This is a genomic window from Rhizobium sp. NZLR11, from assembly GCF_019685115.1.
GTDB lineage: Bacteria > Pseudomonadota > Alphaproteobacteria > Rhizobiales > Rhizobiaceae > Rhizobium.
The window spans coordinates 46492-64739 of sequence record NZ_JABDWD010000009.1 but is presented as its reverse complement, the minus strand read 5'-3'; the positions used below and the strand labels follow the sequence as shown (position 1 = coordinate 64739).

The following is an 18248-nucleotide window of genomic DNA, read 5'->3' as shown; positions in this document are numbered from 1 at the left end:
CGGGCCATCTCTTCATCGTATAAGGGCAAGAAAAAGGCGGGGTAATGCCCCGCCTTTCAATCTTGAAATTCGCCTTGTTAGTGGCTGTCCTTGCCGACAGCGTTTCCGCGACATCCCTTGAGAAAGTCGAGGTCGGCGCCGGTATCGGCCCCTTCGACATGCTGCTGATGCAGGAAGGCATAGCCTGATGTGGGCAGATCATGGTTCGGCTGCCATTCGGCCAGCCGCCGCGCCAATTCCTCGTCGGAAATGTCGAGATGCAGACGACGGTTCGGCACATCGAGCTCGATCATGTCACCGTTTTGCACGACCGCGAGCGGCCCGCCGACCGCCGCTTCCGGCGAGGTGTGCAGCACCACGGTACCATAGGCCGTTCCGGACATGCGGGCGTCGGAAATGCGCACCATGTCGAGGATGCCCTTCTTCAGCACCTTGGGCGGCAGCCCCATGTTGCCGACCTCGGCCATGCCTGGATAGCCCTTCGGCCCACAGTTCTTCATGACCATGATGCAGGTCTCGTCGATGTCGAGGTTGTCGTCGTTGATCTTCGCCTTGTAGTCGTCGATATCCTCGAACACCACAGCCCTGCCGCGATGCACTAACAGATGCGGCGAAGCGGCCGAAGGCTTCAACACGGCGCCCTTCGGTGCTAGATTGCCGCGCAGCACAACGATGCCGCCCGAAGAGGTCAGCGCCTTCTCAGCCGGCAGGATGACGTCCTCGTTCCAGTTGACGACGTCCTTGACCTCGTCCCAGACGGTTTCGCCGGAGACCGTCAGCGCATCCTTGTGCAGCAGGCCCGCCTCGCCGAGCCGCTTCAGCACCACCGGCAGGCCGCCGGCATAGAAGAACTCTTCCATCAGGTACTTGCCCGACGGCATCAGGTTGACGATGGTCGGGACGCCGCGGCCGCAGCGGTCCCAGTCGTCGAGCGAAAGATCGATGCCGACACGGCCGGCAATGGCGAGCAAGTGGATGACGGCGTTGGTCGATCCGCCGATCGCCGCATTGGTGCGGATGGCATTCTCGAAAGCTTCTTTCGTCATGATCTCGGAAGGCTTCAGGTCATCCTTGACCATCTGCACGATCCGACGGCCGGTCAGCTGCGCCATGACCTTGCGGCGGGAATCGACACCCGGGATCGCGGCATTTCCGGACAGCGCCATGCCGAGCGCCTCGGCCATGGAAGCCATGGTGGAGGCGGTACCCATCGTGTTGCAAGTGCCCGACGAACGGCTCATCGAGGCTTCCGCCTCAAGGAATTCGGCCTGCGTCATCTCGCCGGCCTTCACCATTTCGGAAAATTTCCACAGATGCGTGCCGGAGCCGACGCGTTCACCGCGGAAATAGCCGTTCAGCATCGGCCCGCCGGTGACGACGATCGAAGGCAGGTCGCAGGACGCAGCCCCCATGATAAGCGACGGTGTGGTCTTGTCGCAGCCGACCAGCAACACGCAGCCATCCATCGGCTGACCGCGGATTGCCTCCTCCACCGCCAGCGCGGCAAGGTTGCGGTACATCATCGCGGTCGGGCGGAAGGTATTTTCGGATGCCGAGAACACCGGCACCTCGAGCGGGAAGCCGCCGGCCTCCCAGACGCCCGCCTTCACCTTCTCGGCGAGCTCTCTCAGATGGCCGTTGCACGGTGTCATATCCGACCATGTGTTGAGGATGCCGATCACCGGCCGGCCGTCGAACAGGTCGTGCGGGTAACCCTGGTTCTTAAGCCAGCCGCGGTGGTAAATCACGTCGCGGCTCGTGCCGCCGTACCATTCCTGCGACCTCAGCCTGCGCGGCCATTCGGCTTTCTTCTTCATTGTCTCTGTCCTTCAGGTGATTGCCGGGCCGCCTCGTACGGCCCGGATCATCGCGCTTTGTTTTAAGCCAGCGTGTAGGCGGTTTTGACGGTTGTGTAGAATTCGCTCGCGTACTTGCCCTGCTCACGCGGGCCATAGGACGAGCCCTTGCGGCCGCCGAACGGCACATGGAAATCGACACCCGCCGTCGGCAGGTTGACCATCACCATGCCGGCCTCGGCATTGCGCTTGAAGTGCGTCGCATGTTTCAGGCTGGTCGTGGCGATGCCGGCCGAAAGGCCGAACGGCGTGTCGTTCGATGTTGCCAGGGCCTCATCGTAATCCTTGACCCGGATCACCGAGACCACAGGTCCGAAGATCTCTTCGCGCGAAATGCGCATCTGGTTGGTCGCTTCGGTAAACAGCGTCGGCTGCAGGTAGAAGCCGGGCGTGTCGCGGGAAACCACTTCACCGCCGAAGGCGAGTTTGGCGCCTTCCTTCTTGCCGATCTCGATATAGTCGGTATCGGTCTTCAGCTGCCGCTCATCGACGACTGGGCCGATATGAGTGCCTGCCTTCAGCGCATTGTCGACGACCAGCGTCTTCAGCTTGTCGGTCAAAGCAGCAACGAACTTGTCGTGGATGCCTTCGGTGACGATCAGGCGCGAGGATGCCGTGCAGCGCTGGCCTGTGGAGAAGAAGCCGGAATTGGCGGCGGCCTCGACGGCGACGGAAAGATCGGCATCATCGAGCACGACCATCGGGTTCTTGCCGCCCATCTCCAGCTGGAACTTGCGGTTATGCTCGATGGAAGCGGCGGCCACGCGGCGGCCGGTGCCGGTGGAACCGGTGAAGGTGATGCCGTGAACGTCCGGGCTTTCGAGCATGGCCTGGCCGACGACCGAGCCCTTGCCCATGACCAGGTTCAAGACGCCCTTCGGCAGGCCGGCGCGATTGAGAATGTCGACGATCGCCCAGGAACAGGCGGGCACCAGTTCGGCCGGCTTGAAGACGACAGTGTTGCCGTAGCAGAGTGCCGGCGCGATCTTCCAGGCGGGAATGGCGATCGGGAAGTTCCACGGCGTGATGATGCCGATGACCCCGAGCGCCTCGCGGGTGATCTCGACACCGATGTTCGGGCGCACCGACGGGATGACCTCGCCGGCCAGCCGCAGGGCTTCGCCTGCGAAGAATTCGAAGATCTGCGAAGCGCGGATGACTTCGCCGGTGGCTTCCGGCAGCGTCTTGCCTTCCTCGCGGGCAAGCAGCGCGCCCAGCTCGTCCTTGCGCGCCATGATCTCGTCGCCGGCCTTCTTCAGGATGACGTGGCGTTCCCAGATGCCGGAGCGCGACCAAGCCGGGAAAGCGGCCTTGGCGGCGGCGATGGCGTTCTTGGTGTCTTCGGCGCTGCCGTCGGCATAAAGGCCGACGACTTCGTTGGTATCCGACGGGTTGATGTTCTTCGTCGCGTTCGAGCCGACCCATTCGCCGGCGATCAGATTTTGATAAATGGTCATGGGCTTAACAAGCCTCCTTTACCGTCTATGAGAAATCAGAGTTGCTTGACGGCGATCTCTTCTTCGGCGGCCACCTTCAGCGGATTGCGCAGCGGCAGACCGAATTCGGCGACTTCGATTTCGAAGACATCGCCCTCTTCCGCCTTGATGCCGTCGGCAAAAGACAGCGTCGCCGTGCCGAACATATGGACATGGACATCGCCCGGTGCACGGAAGAGGCCGTATTTGAAGTGGTGATATTCCAGATTGGCGAAGGTGTGCGACATGTTCGCTTCACCCGACAGGAAGGGCTTTTCGAAGATCACCTTGTCGCCGCGCTTGATGCGCGAGGTGCCGCGAATATCGTCGGGTACGGGCCCGATGCGGATTTCCGGACCATAGGCGGCCGGGCGCAGTTTGGAGTGGGCCAGATAGAGATAGTTGATCCGTTCGGTGACGTGGTCCGAAAACTCGTTCGACAGGGCAAAGCCGATGCGGAACGGCGAGCCGTCGGTGGCGATGACGTAAATGCCAGCCATTTCAGGCTCTTCACCGCCGTCGAGCGCGAAGGACGGCGAGATCAGCGGCGCGCCGGGGGCAGCAGCGCCGTAGCCGTTGCCCTTGTAGAACCATTCCGGCTGCACGCCCTTTTCGCCGGATTTCGGCTTGCCATTCTCGAGGCCCATCTTGAACATCTTCATCGAGTCGGTCAGCGTTTCCTCGGCCGCCTCGGTGGTCTTCTTGTGCATGGAATCGCGGGTGGCCGCCGATCCGAGATGCGTTAGGCCGGTGCCGGTCAGATGCAGATGGGCGGCGTCGGGATGGGTGATCGGCGGCAGGAAGCGGCCGTCCGCATAGGCCTTTTCAAGATCGACGGCATCGCCGTAACCATGGGCCTCGATAACCGCGGCAAGCGACTTGCCGCCGTCGGCGGCTTCCATCGCCAGCGCATAGACGCTGCCGGCATTGTTGACGGACTTGGCCGCGCCGCCCTGCTCGCGCACGGCGACGACGATCTCTCCGTTGGCACCCTTGATCTGGGAAATAAGCACGACTTCGATCCTTCTCGTTCCGGCGAAGACTAAGAAAAGCTCCGCCTGTCCGGCTCCATCAGGAGCCGGAATCCATCTTTCTTATGACTGCGAATGCCTGGGCTGCGCTCTGGCGCTCAGCCCTTGTTCTTGTTGTAGACGTCGAAGAACACGGCAGCGAGAAGCACCGCGCCCTTGACCATCTGCTGCGAGTCGGTGCCGAGGCCGTGGATCGACATGCCATTGTTCATGATGCCCATGATCAAGGCGCCGATGACCGCACCGGTCACCTTGCCGACGCCGCCCTGGGCCGATGCACCGCCGATGAAGCAGGCGGCGATCACGTCCAGCTCAAGGCCGAAGCCGCCCTTGGCCGTCGCCGAATTGAGGCGCAGCGCGACGATCAGCCCGGCGAGGCCGGCAAGCAGGCCCATGTTGGCGAAGGTCAGGAAGGTCAGCCGCTCGGTGTTGATACCGGAAAGCTTGGTCGCCTTCTCATTGCCGCCCATGGCGTAGATGCGGCGGCCGATCGTCGTGCGACGGGTAATGAAGGCGTAGGCGACAACCAGCGCGAGCATGATGACCAGCACGTTCGGGAAGCCGCGATAGATCGACAACTGCCAGCCGAGCCCGAGAATGGCAAGACTGACGAGGGCGTTCTGGGCGAGGAAGAAGCCCAAAGGTTCGACGTCATTGCCGTGCATCTCGTTCGACAGCCGCTTGCGCCACGCCAGATAGAACAGCGCGACGGCGCCGACGACGGTCAGAATGATCGAGGTCGAATTGATGCCGCCCAGTGCGACAAGGTTCGGCAGGAAGCCGATGCTGATCAACTGGAACTCCGGCGGGAAAGGACCGATGCTGGTGCCGGTCCCCGAAGCCGTCATTACGAACAGCGTCAGGCCGCGGAAGACCAGCATGCCGGCGAGCGTGACGATGAAGGCCGGGATCTTGTGATAAGCGACGAAATAGCCCTGGATGCCGCCGACAAGCGCGCCCATGGCAAGACAGACGATCGCCGCGACGACATAGTTGACGTGCCATTGCACCGTCATCACGCCGGCGATGGCGCCGATGAAACCGACGACGGAGCCGACCGAAAGATCGATATGGCCGGCGACGATGATGAGCAGCATGCCGAGCGCCATGATGACGATGAACGAGTTCTGCAGAATGATGTTGGTCAGGTTGAGCGGCCTGAAGAGAACGCCGCCGGTCGAAATCTGGAAGAACACCATGATCGCGATCAGCGCGATGAACATGCCGTATTCCCGGATGTTGCCGCGAACGTAGTCTCCGATCGAGACGACACGCCCTTGCTCAGCGATGGGTTGGTTGATCGGCGTCATTGTTTCTTCTCTCCTGAGCGCATGATGGCGCGCATGATGGTTTCCTGGCTCGCTTCTCCCTTCGGCAGTTCCGCAACGATACGCCCTTCATTCATGACGTAGATGCGGTCGCAGGTGCCAAGAAGTTCCGGCATTTCCGACGAGATCATCAGAACGGCTTTGCCGTCAGCCGCGAGCTGATTGATGATAGTATAGATTTCGTATTTTGCACCCACATCGATGCCGCGCGTCGGCTCGTCAAGGATCAAAACATCGGGATTGGAGAACAGCCACTTCGACAGCACCACCTTCTGCTGGTTGCCGCCGGACAGATTGACCGCTTCCTGGAAGATGCTGGAAGAGCGGATGCGCAACTTCGAGCGATAGTCGGACGCGACCTTGGATTCCTTGACGCTGTCGATGACCGACGCATTCGACACGGCCTTCAGATTGACCAGCGTCGTGTTGTGCAGGATCGTGTCGTTGAGCACGAGGCCGAGCTGTTTGCGGTCTTCGGTGACATAGGCAAGACCTGCGTCGATCGCCTTGCGCACGGTGCTGACGTCGACCGGCTTGCCGTGCATCAGCACGTCGCCCGAAACTTTGTGCCCATAGGCCTTGCCGAACAGGCTCATGGCGAATTCGGTGCGCCCTGCACCCATCAGACCGGCGATACCGACGACTTCGCCCTTGCGGACGGTGACGTTGATATCGTGCAGGACCTGACGGTCGCGGTGCTGCTGATGATAGCAATTCCAGTTCTTCACTTCGAGGATGGTTTCGCCGATCGGCACCGAACGCGGGGGATAGCGATCCTCGAGATCGCGGCCGACCATGTTGCGGATGATGATGTCTTCGCTGATTTCGTCCGCGTGACAGTCGAGAGTCTTGACGGTCATGCCGTCGCGGAGCACGGTGATCTGGTCGGCGACCTTGCGGATTTCGTTCAGCTTGTGGGAAATGATGATCGACGTGATGCCCTGATTGCGGAATTCCATCAGCAGCGTGAGCAGCGCGTCGGAATCGCTTTCGTTGAGCGAGGCGGTGGGTTCGTCGAGGATGAGCAGCTTGACGCTCTTCGACAGCGCCTTGGCGATCTCGACGAGCTGCTGCTTGCCGACGCCGATGTCGGTGACCAGCGTGTTCGGAGATTCCGAGAGGCCTACCTTCTTGAGCAGCTGCTTGGTGCGGTTGAACGTCTCGTCCCAGCTAATGACGCCGCTCTTGGCATTCTCGTTGCCGAGGAAGATGTTCTCGCCGATCGACAGCAACGGCACGAGCGCCAGTTCCTGGTGGATGATGACGATGCCGATTTCTTCGGAATTCTTCAGGACCTTGAAGTTGCGCGTCTCGCCTTCATAGACGATGTCGCCTTCATAGCTTCCTGTCGGATAGACGCCTGATAGCACTTTCATCAGGGTCGATTTGCCGGCCCCGTTTTCGCCTACCAACGCGTGAATTTCACCCTTGCGAACCTTGAGGTTCACATTCTCCAGCGCCTTGACGCCTGGGAACGTCTTGGTGATGCTCCGCATTTCGAGGATGGTATTGTCCATAGTCAAAGTTCCAGCGTCTTGAGCCGCCAAGCGGTTTGGCGATCATAAAATCGAAGACCGGAACCCGCAAGCGCGGGCTCCGGTCTCCTGCTTAACTGATTACTTCAGCTTGTCTTCAGAGTAGTAACCGCTGTCGACGAGGATCTGCTTGTAGTTGGTCTTGTCGACGGCAACCGGCTTCAGCAGATAGGACGGAACGACCTTGACGCCGTTGTCGTAGGTCTTCGTGTCGTTGACCTCAGGCTCCTTGCCGGACATGACGGCATCGACCATGGCAACAGTGACCTTGGCGAGTTCGCGGGTGTCCTTGAAGATCGTCGAATGCTGTTCGCCAGCGATGATCGACTTGACCGACGGGATTTCAGCGTCCTGACCGGTGACGATCGGCAGCGGCTGGGCAGCCGTACCATAACCAACGCCCTTCAGCGAGGAGATGATACCGATCGACAGACCGTCGTAAGGCGACAGAACGGCGTCGACCTTGGCGTCGGTGTAGTTAGCCGAGAGCAGGTTGTCCATGCGGGCCTGGGCCGTTGCCGGATCCCAACGCAGCGTGCCGACCTTATCCATGCCGGTCTGGCCGGACTTCACGACGAGCTTGCCGCTGTCGATGTAAGGCTGCAGGACGGACATTGCGCCATCATAGAAGAAGAAGGCGTTGTTATCATCCGGCGAACCGCCGAACAGTTCGATGTTGAACGGGCCCTTGCCATCCTTGAGGCCGAGGCCGTCAACGATGGAGCCAGCCTGCAGAACGCCGACCTGGAAGTTGTCGAAGGTCGCGTAGTAGTCGACGTTGCCCGAATCGCGGATCAGGCGGTCATAAGCGATGACCTTGATGCCGGCGTCATGAGCCTTCTGGAGAACGTCGGAAAGCGTCGTGCCATCGATCGAAGCAATGACGAGAACCTTGGCACCCTTGGTGACCATGTTTTCGATCTGCGAAAGCTGGTTCGGAATATCGTCGTCGCCATACTGCAGGTCGGTCTGGTAGCCGGCAGCCTGGAGCTGCTTGACGATGTTGTTGCCGTCGTCGATCCAGCGAGCCGAAGCCTTGGTCGGCATGGCAATGCCGACGGTGCCCTTGTCGGCAGCCATTGCCGGTGCAACGAACGAAGCGACGCCGAAGGCAGCCGCAGCCATCAATGAGATAATGGACTTCATTTCTCTCTCCCTTTGTTAATAAGCAGCGGACGAAAAATCGCCCGCCCCGAAACTGTGGCAGGTTCCGTATTGGATAGATACTTCAGATGGTGAGAAACGAAGTAGGTCTCCTCCACGATCTCACACGTGTTGAGTGCCAACCAGCACACGGCGGCAAACTGGTATGGATTCCTATAACTGTCAAATAGAATAAGTGGTAACGTGCATAACAATTTTGGTATATCGTTAAAAAGTATTACTTTTGATGGAGCGCAGCGAGGAGGCTGCAACCATGACGATTATTTCAGAGCCCATTTTGATGGATCACGTCGATATCCACAGCGATAGTTTCGGCGATGACAACCTTTTACGTGCAGGACTTAAGCTGAATCACCTGCGCATGATCGTCGCAATCGAAGATAGCGGACAGATTTCCGCAGCTGCGGAAGTCTTAAACATCTCGCAGCCCGCCGCATCGCGCATGTTGTCCGAAATGGAATCAATCATCAAGACGCCGCTCTATGAGCGCGTCGCCCGCGGCGTGGTGCTGACGACCTTCGGCGCAGCCCTTGCCAGACGGGCGCGAAAGATCCTCTTGGAGCTGCGCGAGGCAAGCCGCGAGATCGGCGAATTGAAGAGCGGCAAGGGCGGCCCAGTGTTCATCGGCGCGGTGACGGCGCCGGCCATGAGCCTCGTCGTGCCAGCGATCAACAGGGTGCGCAAGGCCTATCCCGGCATCGAGATCAATATCCAGGTGGAGACCAGCAACGTGCTGGCCCGCGAGCTGCTCGCCGCCCGCCACGACTTCATCATCAGCCGCATTCCCGACGATCTCAATCCGCGCCTGTTCGAGGTGACCGAGATCGGCATCGAGCGGGCCTGCCTGATCGTGCGCAACCGCCATCCGCTGCTGAAAAAGAAAAAGACCAGCAGCCTTTCCGACATCAGGGATTACGACTGGGTGTTCCAGCCGCCGGGCACGCTGCTGCGCCGGACGATTGAGGACATTTTCCTGTCGCGCGGCGTGGCGCTGCCGGAAAATATCGTCAACACCTCTTCGCTGCTTTTGACCTGCGCCATCGTCTGCGGAACCGACGCGATCGCTCCTGTTGCCACCGACGTCGCCCAGTTCCTGGCGAGCCAAAGCGCCAAGGCCTCGGACGTGCGCATGCTGCCAATCGACTTCGATATCAACGTCAAACCCTATAGCCTGATCACGGCGAGGGAACGGGCGCTGCCGCCGAGCGCAAGGCTGCTCTACGACATCATCCTCGAGGAGAGCCTGAAGCAAGCGGGCTGACGCGGCCCGCAAGCCCTGCGCCATCTTGCCCGCCTTTAATGGGTGCTGGAGCAATTCCAGCAAAAGTGGACGGCGGTTTTTGCGTCCGGAATTGCGTTTGAAAAGATAGAGCACTTCCGTGTTTCGTAGAAAAACGGAGGGCACTTAAGGAAGGCGGATGCTGTTCGGACAATCAGTATTTCAATCAGTCCTCGAGCGGCTGAAGGCGGAGGACGAGACGGATGAAGACGCTGAGGCGCCCGCTGCCCATCGCGTGGCCGGCCTCGGCACCGGGCTTGCCTTCGATGTCATGGAGGGTGTCTCGGTCGCCTCGCAGCGCGTCGGCCAGGCCTATTTCGACAATCTGGAACACGAAGCGGCCGCTGAGATCGTGGACAAACCAACGCCTTTGCCGGAACCTGAGCCCGTCATGCCGGATCATCTGACTCGGACAACACCGCAGGAGGTTGCCGCCGAGCTGGCGATCTCGGCTGCCGACACGCCGCTGACGCTCAGCGAGAAGCGCCGCGCCTTCGCCCGCGCCAATCACCCCGACGGCGTCGCCCTGCCCTTTCGCGACAATGCGACGAAGCGGATGATGCTCGCCAATCTGCTGATCGACGAGGCGCTGCGGCGATTGCGCTGATTACTCGGCCTTACCGTCCTTCGAAGGATTTTCGGTGGATATCTCCGCCGGCTCCTCCTCTTCACCAACGTCAGGCTCCGCGGTCGTCTCGGCGACCTCTGGCTGCGGCTTGAAGGTCCAGAATAGCATATAGAAGGAATAGGCGCCGGCCGCAGCCGAGAGCACCGCCCAAAAGGGATCACCGCCGACAATCTCGAACGCCGCCCAGCCGAAGCAGACGGCAACGATGGCAACACGCACCCAAAGGCGCCGGTATGCCGGATGGTTCGGATCAATCAGTTGCATCTCTACCCCGCGGTCGCATATGTCACACTGCGCTTAGCATGTGTCGCACTGCTCTTTGTATGTGTCACACTGCCGGTGGCATGTGTGGCGCTTGTCTTTAGTTTGAATCTTGCAAATGTGAAAGAGCCGCGGGCTTGACGCCGCGCACAGATAATGGAATGAAAATTCCAGATTTTTGGCAATTCGGTTTGTTTGTTCCGAATTCAAGGGAGGTTGCTATGACAGTGAGATTTGGTCTTCTCGGCGCCGGCCGCATCGGCAAGGTTCATGCGAAAGCCGTCAGCGGCGACGCCAATGCAAAGCTCGTCGCCGTCGCCGACGCCTTTCCGCAGGCGGCCGACGCCATTGCTTCGGCCTATGGCTGCGAGGTCCGCACCATCGAGGCGATCGAGGCCGCCAAGGATATCGACGCCATCGTCATCTGCACGCCGACCGACACCCATGCCGACCTGATCGAGCGCTTCGCCCGCGCCGGCAAGGCGATCTTCTGCGAAAAGCCGATCGATCTCGACGTTGCCCGCGTCAAGGCCTGCATGAAGGTGGTGGAAGAGACCGGCGCCAAGCTGATGGTCGGCTTCAACCGCCGCTTCGATCCGCATTTCATGGCCGTGCGCAAGGTCATCGACGAGGGCAAGATCGGCGATGTCGAGATGGTGACGATCACCTCACGCGACCCCGGCGCCCCGCCGGTGGATTATATCAAGCGCTCGGGCGGCATCTTCCGCGACATGACCATCCACGATTTCGACATGGCCCGCTTCCTGCTCGGCGAAGAGCCGGTCTCGGTGCTGGCGACCGCCGCCGTGCTGGTCGACAAGGCGATCGGCGAGGCCGGCGACTATGACAGCGTCTCGGTGATCCTGCAGACGAAATCCGGCAAGCAGGCGATCATCTCCAATTCCCGCCGCGCCACCTATGGCTACGACCAGCGCATCGAAGTGCATGGCGCAAAGGGCATGGCCGCGGCCGAAAACCAGCGCCCGGTCTCGATCGAAGTCGCAAACGGCGACGGCTACACCCGCCCGCCGCTGCATGATTTCTTCATGACCCGCTACACCGAAGCCTACGCCAACGAAATCGCCGCCTTCATCGCCGCGATCCAAAAGGGCACGAAGATCTCGCCCTCGGGCGCCGATGGTTTGGCAGCACTAGCGCTTGCCGATGCGGCGGTGCAGTCGGTGAAGGAAAGCAAGCTGGTCAAGGTTGGGTGACGGCTCGCTTTCGATCGGGTGATATGTGTGGGATGGCCGGGTGTTTGCCCGGCCGTTTTGCGTTTGGGGGTAAATGCGCCTAGACCGGCCTGTCATCCCGACTGCCACAACGCACCGGGATCGAGCCGCGACCTCTCCCTCCCTCATTCCTGTGCTCGTCACAGGAATTCATTCACCGCGCGTCTGCGCGGTGAATGAACCCATCGGCCTTGAAGAGCGTCTCCCGCGCCCAAAGACTTGGGCGCACTGGATTCCTGTGACAAGCACAGGAATGAGGGAACAAGAGGAAATGCGACCCTGCCCATCCTCGCCGGAGGCTGCGGCATGGGTCCTCGGCTCAAGGCCGAGGATGACGGAGAGTGGGAGGACGCGACTGGCAGGAGGCGAGATGCTGAGGCAATTCAGCAGCGTGCGGGTGCGGTGAGGTTGGGTGGGGTGACCTCCGCAGCAGAACAGCGATGGATGGCCAGATACGAATGCAGCGGCGCTCCTGCCAGTCCGCGCCTCCTGCCGTTCCCTCTCCTCAACCTCCGTCATTCCAATCCACGGCCGCAGCCGAAGCGCCAGCAGGATCTCTCACTAATCTCCACCCTGTCCCCCCGAAATTACAATATCCTGGTCGATCACCGACAGTGCCCGGTTGAGATGGCCTTCGAAGACGAGGATCTGCTCATCGGCGACCACCCGGATTTCCGGCATGCCCTCCATGCGCACGATATGCGACTGGCCGAGACCCTCTTCGATCCCCTGGCGCAGAAGGTCGTAATAGCGCGTACCGGGGCCGGTGATGGCGATGGGCATGCGCTCGGTCAGGCTGAGCATGCGCGACAGGCCGTTGCCAAGCGCTAGGCCCGCCTGGCGGAAGGCGAAGGCGGGGATGCGGTGGCCTTGGCGGGCCTTGGCGGCGATTTTGTCGAGTTCGGCGACGGGCACGAATTTTGCGGGAATGGTATCGAGCGGCACTTCGAAGGCGCCGCGCAGGATGGCGTAGAAGCCGGCATAGGCCTCGATGCAGCCGCGTGTGCCGCAACGGCAGAGGCCGCCACCCGCCATGTGCAGCATGTGCCCGAAATTCGGCGCCGAGATCTCCTGGCCGGTCTGGTTGCCGCGCCGGACGATGCCGAGCCCGACGCTGTGGCCGAGCGAGAGGGCGGCGAGCGAGCGGAAATCGGCGCCCTTGACGATCTCCTCGCGCGCGCCGAGGGCGGCGGCGACCAGCAGCGTCTCGTTGTCGAGGATCACCTTGGCCTGCCATTCCGGCCGCAGCGCTGATTCGAAATCGATCTGCTCGCTGCCGAAGATCGGCGACCAGACGAGCACCGGCTCTGTGGAATTGACCAGCCCCTTGCTGCTGATCGAGATCAACAGCACTTTTTCCTGTGTGATCCTCGAACGATCGAGAATTCGCAACAGCCCGGCGCGCACCGCCTGAACGAAGCGGGCCGCGCCCGAGGGATCATGCGAGCGTTCCTCGCTGAAACGATCGATCAGCTTGCCCGCATAATCGACAAGCGAATATTGCACCGCATCCGATGAGATGATGACGACGATGAGATAGCCGCAATCGCGCCGCTGGCGCAAAAGCACGCGCGGCCGGCCGCGGCCGCTGGCTGCCTGCTGCTCGGATTTTTCGATAATCTGGGCGCGTTCCAGATCGGCGGTGATCGCCGAGATGGTGGCCGAGGAAAGTCCGGTGGAATCGGCTATTTCTGTATGGGCGAGCGCGCCGTGGCGACGCAGCACGGACAGCACGAGCACGCTGTTTCTCTGCCGGACCAGCTCCGTGCTCGACTTGGTCAGCATGAATGCCGCCCTCTCCCCCTGCTAGTTCCGCCCGCGGTTCTCACTGCATCTCCGGCCGCCGTTCCGCAAGGGAAATTAAGCCGGCAGTGCAGTGTTGACAGTTGAAAAAATCTCTGACACTAAATTTCTCGACTGTCGAGAAAATAATCCGAATTTTTCTGGACAGCTTTTCGCGGTGGCCGGAGGAAGCATGGGCTGGGCCGGTCGCAACTCACTCGGGAGGATATTATGAAGTCTATTTTGAAGCTGATGGCCGGGGCGGCCATTCTCGTTTCCGTGCATACCGTTGCCATGGCTGCCGATCTCGTCGTCGGCGTTTCCTGGTCGAATTTCCAGGAAGAGCGCTGGAAGACCGACGAAGCCGCGATCAAGAAGGCTCTCGAAGCCAAGGGCGCCAAGTACATTTCCGCTGACGCGCAGTCCTCAGCCGCAAAGCAGCTGACTGACGTCGAATCGCTGATCTCGCAGGGCGCCAACGCGCTGATCATTCTCGCCCAGGATTCCGACGCCATCGGCCCGGCGATCGAAAAGGCCGCTGCTGAAGGCATCCCGGTTGTCGGCTATGACCGTCTGATCGAAAACCCGGCTGCCTTCTACATCACCTTCGACAACAAGGAAGTCGGCCGCCTGCAGGCCCAGGGCGTCTTCAAGGCCAAGCCGGAAGGCAATTACGTCTTCATCAAGGGCTCGTCTTCCGACCCGAATGCTGACTTCCTGTTCTCGGGCCAGCAGGAAGTGCTGAAGGCCGCGATCGACGCCGGCAAGATCAAGAATGTCGGCGAAGCCTATACCGACGGCTGGCTGCCTGAGAATGCTCAGCGCAACATGGAGCAGTTCCTGACCGCCAACAACAACAAGGTTGACGCCGTTGTTGCTTCGAACGACGGCACCGCCGGCGGCGCGATCGCAGCTCTCGACGCCCAGGGCCTTGCCGGCTCCGTTCCGGTTTCCGGCCAGGATGGCGACAAGGCAGCGCTGAACCGCATCGCTCTCGGCACGCAGACGGTTTCCGTCTGGAAGGACAGCCGCGAACTCGGCACCCGCGCTGCCGAAATCGCTCTCGACCTCGCCGGCGGCAAGGACATGAGCAAGATCGACGGCGCCCAGACCTTCAAGGGCGGCCCGAAGGGCGTGGAAATGCACTCTGTCTTCCTGAAGCCGCAGGCAATCACCAAGGAAAACCTCAACGTCGTCATCGACGCCGGCTGGATTTCCAAGGCTGAAGCCTGCCAGGGCGTCAAGGCCGGCGCTGTCGCTGCCTGCAAGTAAGCACGCTTCGAACGAAATGCCGGCGCCGCAGCGGAGACACCGTTGCGGCGCCGGATGCGGATGAGAGCTCCAACCACGAAGTTTTCTCCGCCCGCCGCACCATCGCGGACTTGCATTCCCTGCCGGAAGGGTGTCGCGACGCCACGCCACGGTTTCCGGAAGCATCGCGATGGTCAGTTGAAGAACAGACGAATGACGCCGCCAACGGTTTTGGGCACGCCGGCGCACCGTCCAAACATAATGGGGGAACGGCAAACCCATGGCCGAAATGGTAAAATCAACGACATCGAGCGGACCGCGAGCGGCGGAAGCCAGTCCGGTGACCCGCTTCTTCCGGGCGACCGAGATCGACACACGCCTGCTCGGCATGATCGGCGCGCTTGTTATCATCTGGATCGGTTTCCACATCATCACCGGCGGCCTGTTCCTGACCCCGCGCAATCTCTGGAACCTTTCGGTCCAGACGACCGACATCGCCGTCATGACCACCGGCATGGTGCTGATCATCGTCACCCGCAACATCGATCTTTCGGTCGGTTCCGTGCTCGGCCTCTGCGGCATGATCATGGGCGTGACCCAGGCGAAAATCCTGCCGGAGTATATCGGTTTCGACAGCCCCTTCACCTGGGCGATCACGCTGCTGGTCGGCATTGCGGCAGGCTGCCTGATCGGCGCCTTCCAGGGCATCATCATCGCCTTCCTGAACGTTCCCTCCTTCATCGTCACCCTCGGCGGCCTGCTCGTCTGGCGCGGCGCGACCTGGCTTGTGACCAGCGGCCAGACGGTTGCGCCGATGGACCAGACCTTCCGCATCATGGGCGGCGGCGCAGAGGGCTCGATCGGCGCCACCTGGAGCTGGATCGTCGGCATCGCCGCCTGCCTCTTCGTCGTGGCCAGCATTATCGGCTCGCGCCGGCAGCGCCGCCGCTTCGGCTTTCCGCGCCGGCCGATATGGGCTGAATATTTCCTCGCCACCCTCAGCTGCGTGCTGATCCTCGGCGCCGTCTCTATCGCCAACAGCTATTACTGGCCGATCAACATCGCCAAGAAATATGCCGAGGCCAACAATATTCCCTGGCCCGAAACCGGCCTGGATATTCCCTACGGCATCGCCGTGCCGGTGCTGATCGCCATCGTCGTCGGCATCATCATGACCTTCATCGCCACACGGCTGCGCTTCGGCCGCTATGTCTTTGCGATCGGCGGCAACCCCGAGGCGGCGGAGCTCGCCGGCATCAAGACCCGCTGGGTGACCGTGCGCATCTTCGCGCTGATGGGCATTTTGGCGGCAATCGCAGCCGCGATTTCCACCGCCCGCCTCAACGCCGCAACCAACTCGCAGGGCACGCTCGACGAGCTTTACACCATCGCCGCCGCCGTTATCGGCGGGACGTCGCTGGCGGGCGGCACCGGCACGATTGCCGGCGCCATGCTCGGCGCGCTCGTCATGCAATCGCTGCAATCCGGCATGGTTCTCGCGCATGTCGACACACCGCTGCAGAGCGTCGTCGTCGGCACCGTCCTCGTCGTGGCGGTCTGGCTCGACACCGTCTATCGCTCCCGTGCCAAGTGAGAGGAGCCCTAAACATGGCTGATCAACGCACTCCCCTCGTGGAACTGAAAAACATCTCGATCTCCTTCGGCGGCATCCATGCCGTGGACAATGCCTCGGTCGATCTCTACCCCGGCGAAGTCGTGGCCCTTCTCGGCCACAACGGCGCCGGCAAATCGACGCTGATCAAGATCCTCTCCGGCGCCTACAAGCGCGACAGCGGCGATATCCTGATCAACGGCGAGCCGGCCGATATCCGCAATCCGCGCGATGCCAAGAAATACGGCATCGAGACGATCTACCAGACGCTTGCCGTCGCCGACAATGTCGACGCCGCTGCCAACCTCTATCTCGGCCGCGAGCTGAAAACCCGCTGGGGCACACTCGACGACGTGGCGATGGAAGCCTCGGCGCGCGAGGTGATGGGGCGGCTCAACCCCAACTTCAAGCGCTTCAAGGAGCCGGTGAAGGCGCTTTCGGGCGGCCAGCGGCAATCGGTGGCGATCGCCCGCGCCATCCTCTTCAACGCCCGCATCCTGATCATGGACGAGCCGACGGCGGCGCTCGGCCCCCAGGAGACGGCGCAGGTGGGCGAGCTGATCAAGCAGCTGAAGAAGGAAGGCATCGGCATCTTCCTGATCAGCCACGACATCCACGACGTCTTCGACCTCGCCGACCGCGTCTCGGTGATGAAGAACGGCCAGCTCGTGGGCCACGCCCGCACCGAAGATGTGACCAAGGACGAAGTGCTGGGCATGATCATCCTCGGCAAGGTGCCGCCCAAGGCAATCCCCGGCCCCGGCGCCATGCAGATCTGAGCGCCGCTAAAGCGCGTCGCGTCGAATTTGATTGATGCGACGCGCTTTAGCCTTTTGTTTGATGCATGTCGTTCTCCCGGAACCGCTGCACACTTCCGGGCGACATGCATGAAGGCGCCCTGCCCCCGACAACCCCGCTCCGCCGCCCGCAAGGCCGGCGGAGTTTTTATATCAGCTCCCATAGGTGACGAATAAAAACACCCTGCAAATCGCAAGCATCGGTATTTCTGAGAATTTCGCGATTGAAGCCGGCCGCAAGCTAGGCTAAGAACCACCCATCGGACAGGCGATTCAAACCGCCTTCGGCATGCACCCGTAGCTCAGCTGGATAGAGTGTTGGATTCCGATTCCAAAGGTCACAGGTTCGAATCCTGTCGGGTGCGCCATTCTTCTTAGGGTCCATTCTGGACACATAGTTACGGTTTATTCCTGAGACACAGGTAACACTTTCGAGCCGAAAGGGTTCGGCAGCGGTTCGAGCCTGCATGTCTCGTCATCGAAGTGTCCCAGGTCGTAATCCATGAAGCTTGCGAGCCAGATACGGTCTTCGACCTGTTTGATGCCGACGGCCTGCCCGGCAAAGACCAGGCTGAGGTTGATCTTCTTTCGCTTATAGCAGATGCGGCCGCATGTTGTGACGGTAACGGTCTATCGTGGAACGGATAGTCGAGCTCCGGCAGGCTGCGATGCGGGTAGCCGGAGGGCGGCAAATCGTCGGCGTTGGGTCTCATGGAAGGAGCACGGGGGGAAACTCGCCGCCGCTGCCACGTGGATGGCCTCTGAGATATGTGCCCCCGGTGTACTTGGGGATTGCGTTAGCTTCCTCTTGCTCGCTCGCAGCCCGGAATAGTAGAATTAAGCATCTTTCATACCGGATCTTCGGACATCATTATGGATAACAGCGCGCTTACAGCTGGTATTGGTACGTTATGTCCATTATTTTCTACAGCAAGAACGGTTTCGATTTCAGCCAGGATTTCGGATTCGATGTTTATTTTTCAAGCTTCGCCCATAGGCGGTTTTTAGCGACGCCGA

14 protein-coding genes and 1 tRNA gene are annotated in these 18248 nt (G+C 61.0%); 7 read left to right on the top strand and 8 right to left on the bottom strand.

What is annotated here, in order from left to right:
* Positions 1 to 77: 77 nt before the first annotated feature.
* The 6 genes from araD to chvE form a co-directional block, all read right to left on the bottom strand.
* Positions 78 to 1817: an L-arabinonate dehydratase gene (gene araD / locus HJB83_RS17220; RefSeq protein WP_221117688.1), complete on the bottom strand. Its 1740-nt coding sequence runs from the start codon at positions 1815 to 1817 to the stop codon at positions 78 to 80.
* Between the two features lie 62 nt (positions 1818 to 1879).
* Positions 1880 to 3313: an aldehyde dehydrogenase family protein gene (locus HJB83_RS17215; protein WP_207581401.1), complete on the bottom strand. Its 1434-nt coding sequence runs from the start codon at positions 3311 to 3313 to the stop codon at positions 1880 to 1882.
* A gap of 35 nt (positions 3314 to 3348) precedes the next feature.
* Positions 3349 to 4344: an AraD1 family protein gene (gene araD1, locus HJB83_RS17210; RefSeq protein WP_221132466.1), complete on the bottom strand. Its 996-nt coding sequence runs from the start codon at positions 4342 to 4344 to the stop codon at positions 3349 to 3351.
* Between the two features lie 116 nt (positions 4345 to 4460).
* The gene (gene mmsB / locus HJB83_RS17205) at positions 4461 to 5672 is read right to left on the bottom strand and encodes a multiple monosaccharide ABC transporter permease (protein ID WP_221117691.1); all 1212 of its coding nucleotides are present in this window, start codon (positions 5670 to 5672) and stop codon (positions 4461 to 4463) included.
* The gene (gene mmsA, locus HJB83_RS17200; RefSeq protein WP_207581404.1) at positions 5669 to 7207 is read right to left on the bottom strand and encodes a multiple monosaccharide ABC transporter ATP-binding protein; all 1539 of its coding nucleotides are present in this window, start codon (positions 7205 to 7207) and stop codon (positions 5669 to 5671) included. Before mmsA ends, mmsB begins: the two co-directional genes overlap by 4 nt.
* Before the next feature lie 99 nt (positions 7208 to 7306).
* On the bottom strand, positions 7307 to 8371 hold the full coding sequence (gene chvE, locus HJB83_RS17195; RefSeq protein WP_164015215.1) for a multiple monosaccharide ABC transporter substrate-binding protein: 1065 nt from the start codon (positions 8369 to 8371) through the stop codon (positions 7307 to 7309).
* 271 nt (positions 8372 to 8642) lie between these two features.
* Here chvE and HJB83_RS17190 point away from each other — a divergent pair, with 271 nt between their 5' ends.
* The gene (locus tag HJB83_RS17190) at positions 8643 to 9650 is read left to right on the top strand and encodes a LysR family transcriptional regulator (protein ID WP_207581405.1); all 1008 of its coding nucleotides are present in this window, start codon (positions 8643 to 8645) and stop codon (positions 9648 to 9650) included.
* Positions 9651 to 9807: 157 nt separating this feature from the next.
* Complete coding sequence (locus HJB83_RS17185; protein WP_207581406.1) at positions 9808 to 10275, top strand: hypothetical protein; 468 nt, start codon at positions 9808 to 9810, stop codon at positions 10273 to 10275.
* On the opposite strand, the gene HJB83_RS17180 is transcribed toward HJB83_RS17185, so the two are convergent.
* Positions 10276 to 10560, bottom strand: a complete 285-nt coding sequence (locus tag HJB83_RS17180) for a hypothetical protein (RefSeq protein ID WP_221132465.1) — start codon at positions 10558 to 10560, stop codon at positions 10276 to 10278.
* 218 nt (positions 10561 to 10778) lie between these two features.
* Here HJB83_RS17180 and iolG point away from each other — a divergent pair, with 218 nt between their 5' ends.
* Positions 10779 to 11771, top strand: a complete 993-nt coding sequence (iolG, locus tag HJB83_RS17175; protein WP_221132464.1) for an inositol 2-dehydrogenase — start codon at positions 10779 to 10781, stop codon at positions 11769 to 11771.
* Positions 11772 to 12350: 579 nt separating this feature from the next.
* Here the strand turns inward: iolG and HJB83_RS17170 are convergent.
* Positions 12351 to 13574 (bottom strand): ROK family protein, encoded by a 1224-nt coding sequence (locus tag HJB83_RS17170; protein ID WP_221132463.1) that lies wholly within the window; start codon positions 13572 to 13574, stop codon positions 12351 to 12353.
* Positions 13575 to 13802: 228 nt separating this feature from the next.
* On the opposite strand from HJB83_RS17170, the gene xylF reads away from it, so the two are divergent.
* The 4 genes from xylF (at position 13803) to HJB83_RS17150 (ending at position 17599) form a co-directional block, all read left to right on the top strand.
* A complete protein-coding gene (gene xylF, locus HJB83_RS17165; RefSeq protein WP_207581410.1) occupies positions 13803 to 14843 on the top strand; it encodes a D-xylose ABC transporter substrate-binding protein in 1041 nt (346 codons plus the stop codon).
* Between the two features lie 259 nt (positions 14844 to 15102).
* Positions 15103 to 16416: a sugar ABC transporter permease gene (locus HJB83_RS17160; RefSeq protein ID WP_221117694.1), complete on the top strand. Its 1314-nt coding sequence runs from the start codon at positions 15103 to 15105 to the stop codon at positions 16414 to 16416.
* A gap of 14 nt (positions 16417 to 16430) precedes the next feature.
* A complete protein-coding gene (locus tag HJB83_RS17155; protein WP_007630865.1) occupies positions 16431 to 17213 on the top strand; it encodes an ATP-binding cassette domain-containing protein in 783 nt (260 codons plus the stop codon).
* Between the two features lie 309 nt (positions 17214 to 17522).
* A tRNA-Arg gene (locus HJB83_RS17150) sits at positions 17523 to 17599 on the top strand.
* Positions 17600 to 18248 lie beyond the last annotated feature (649 nt).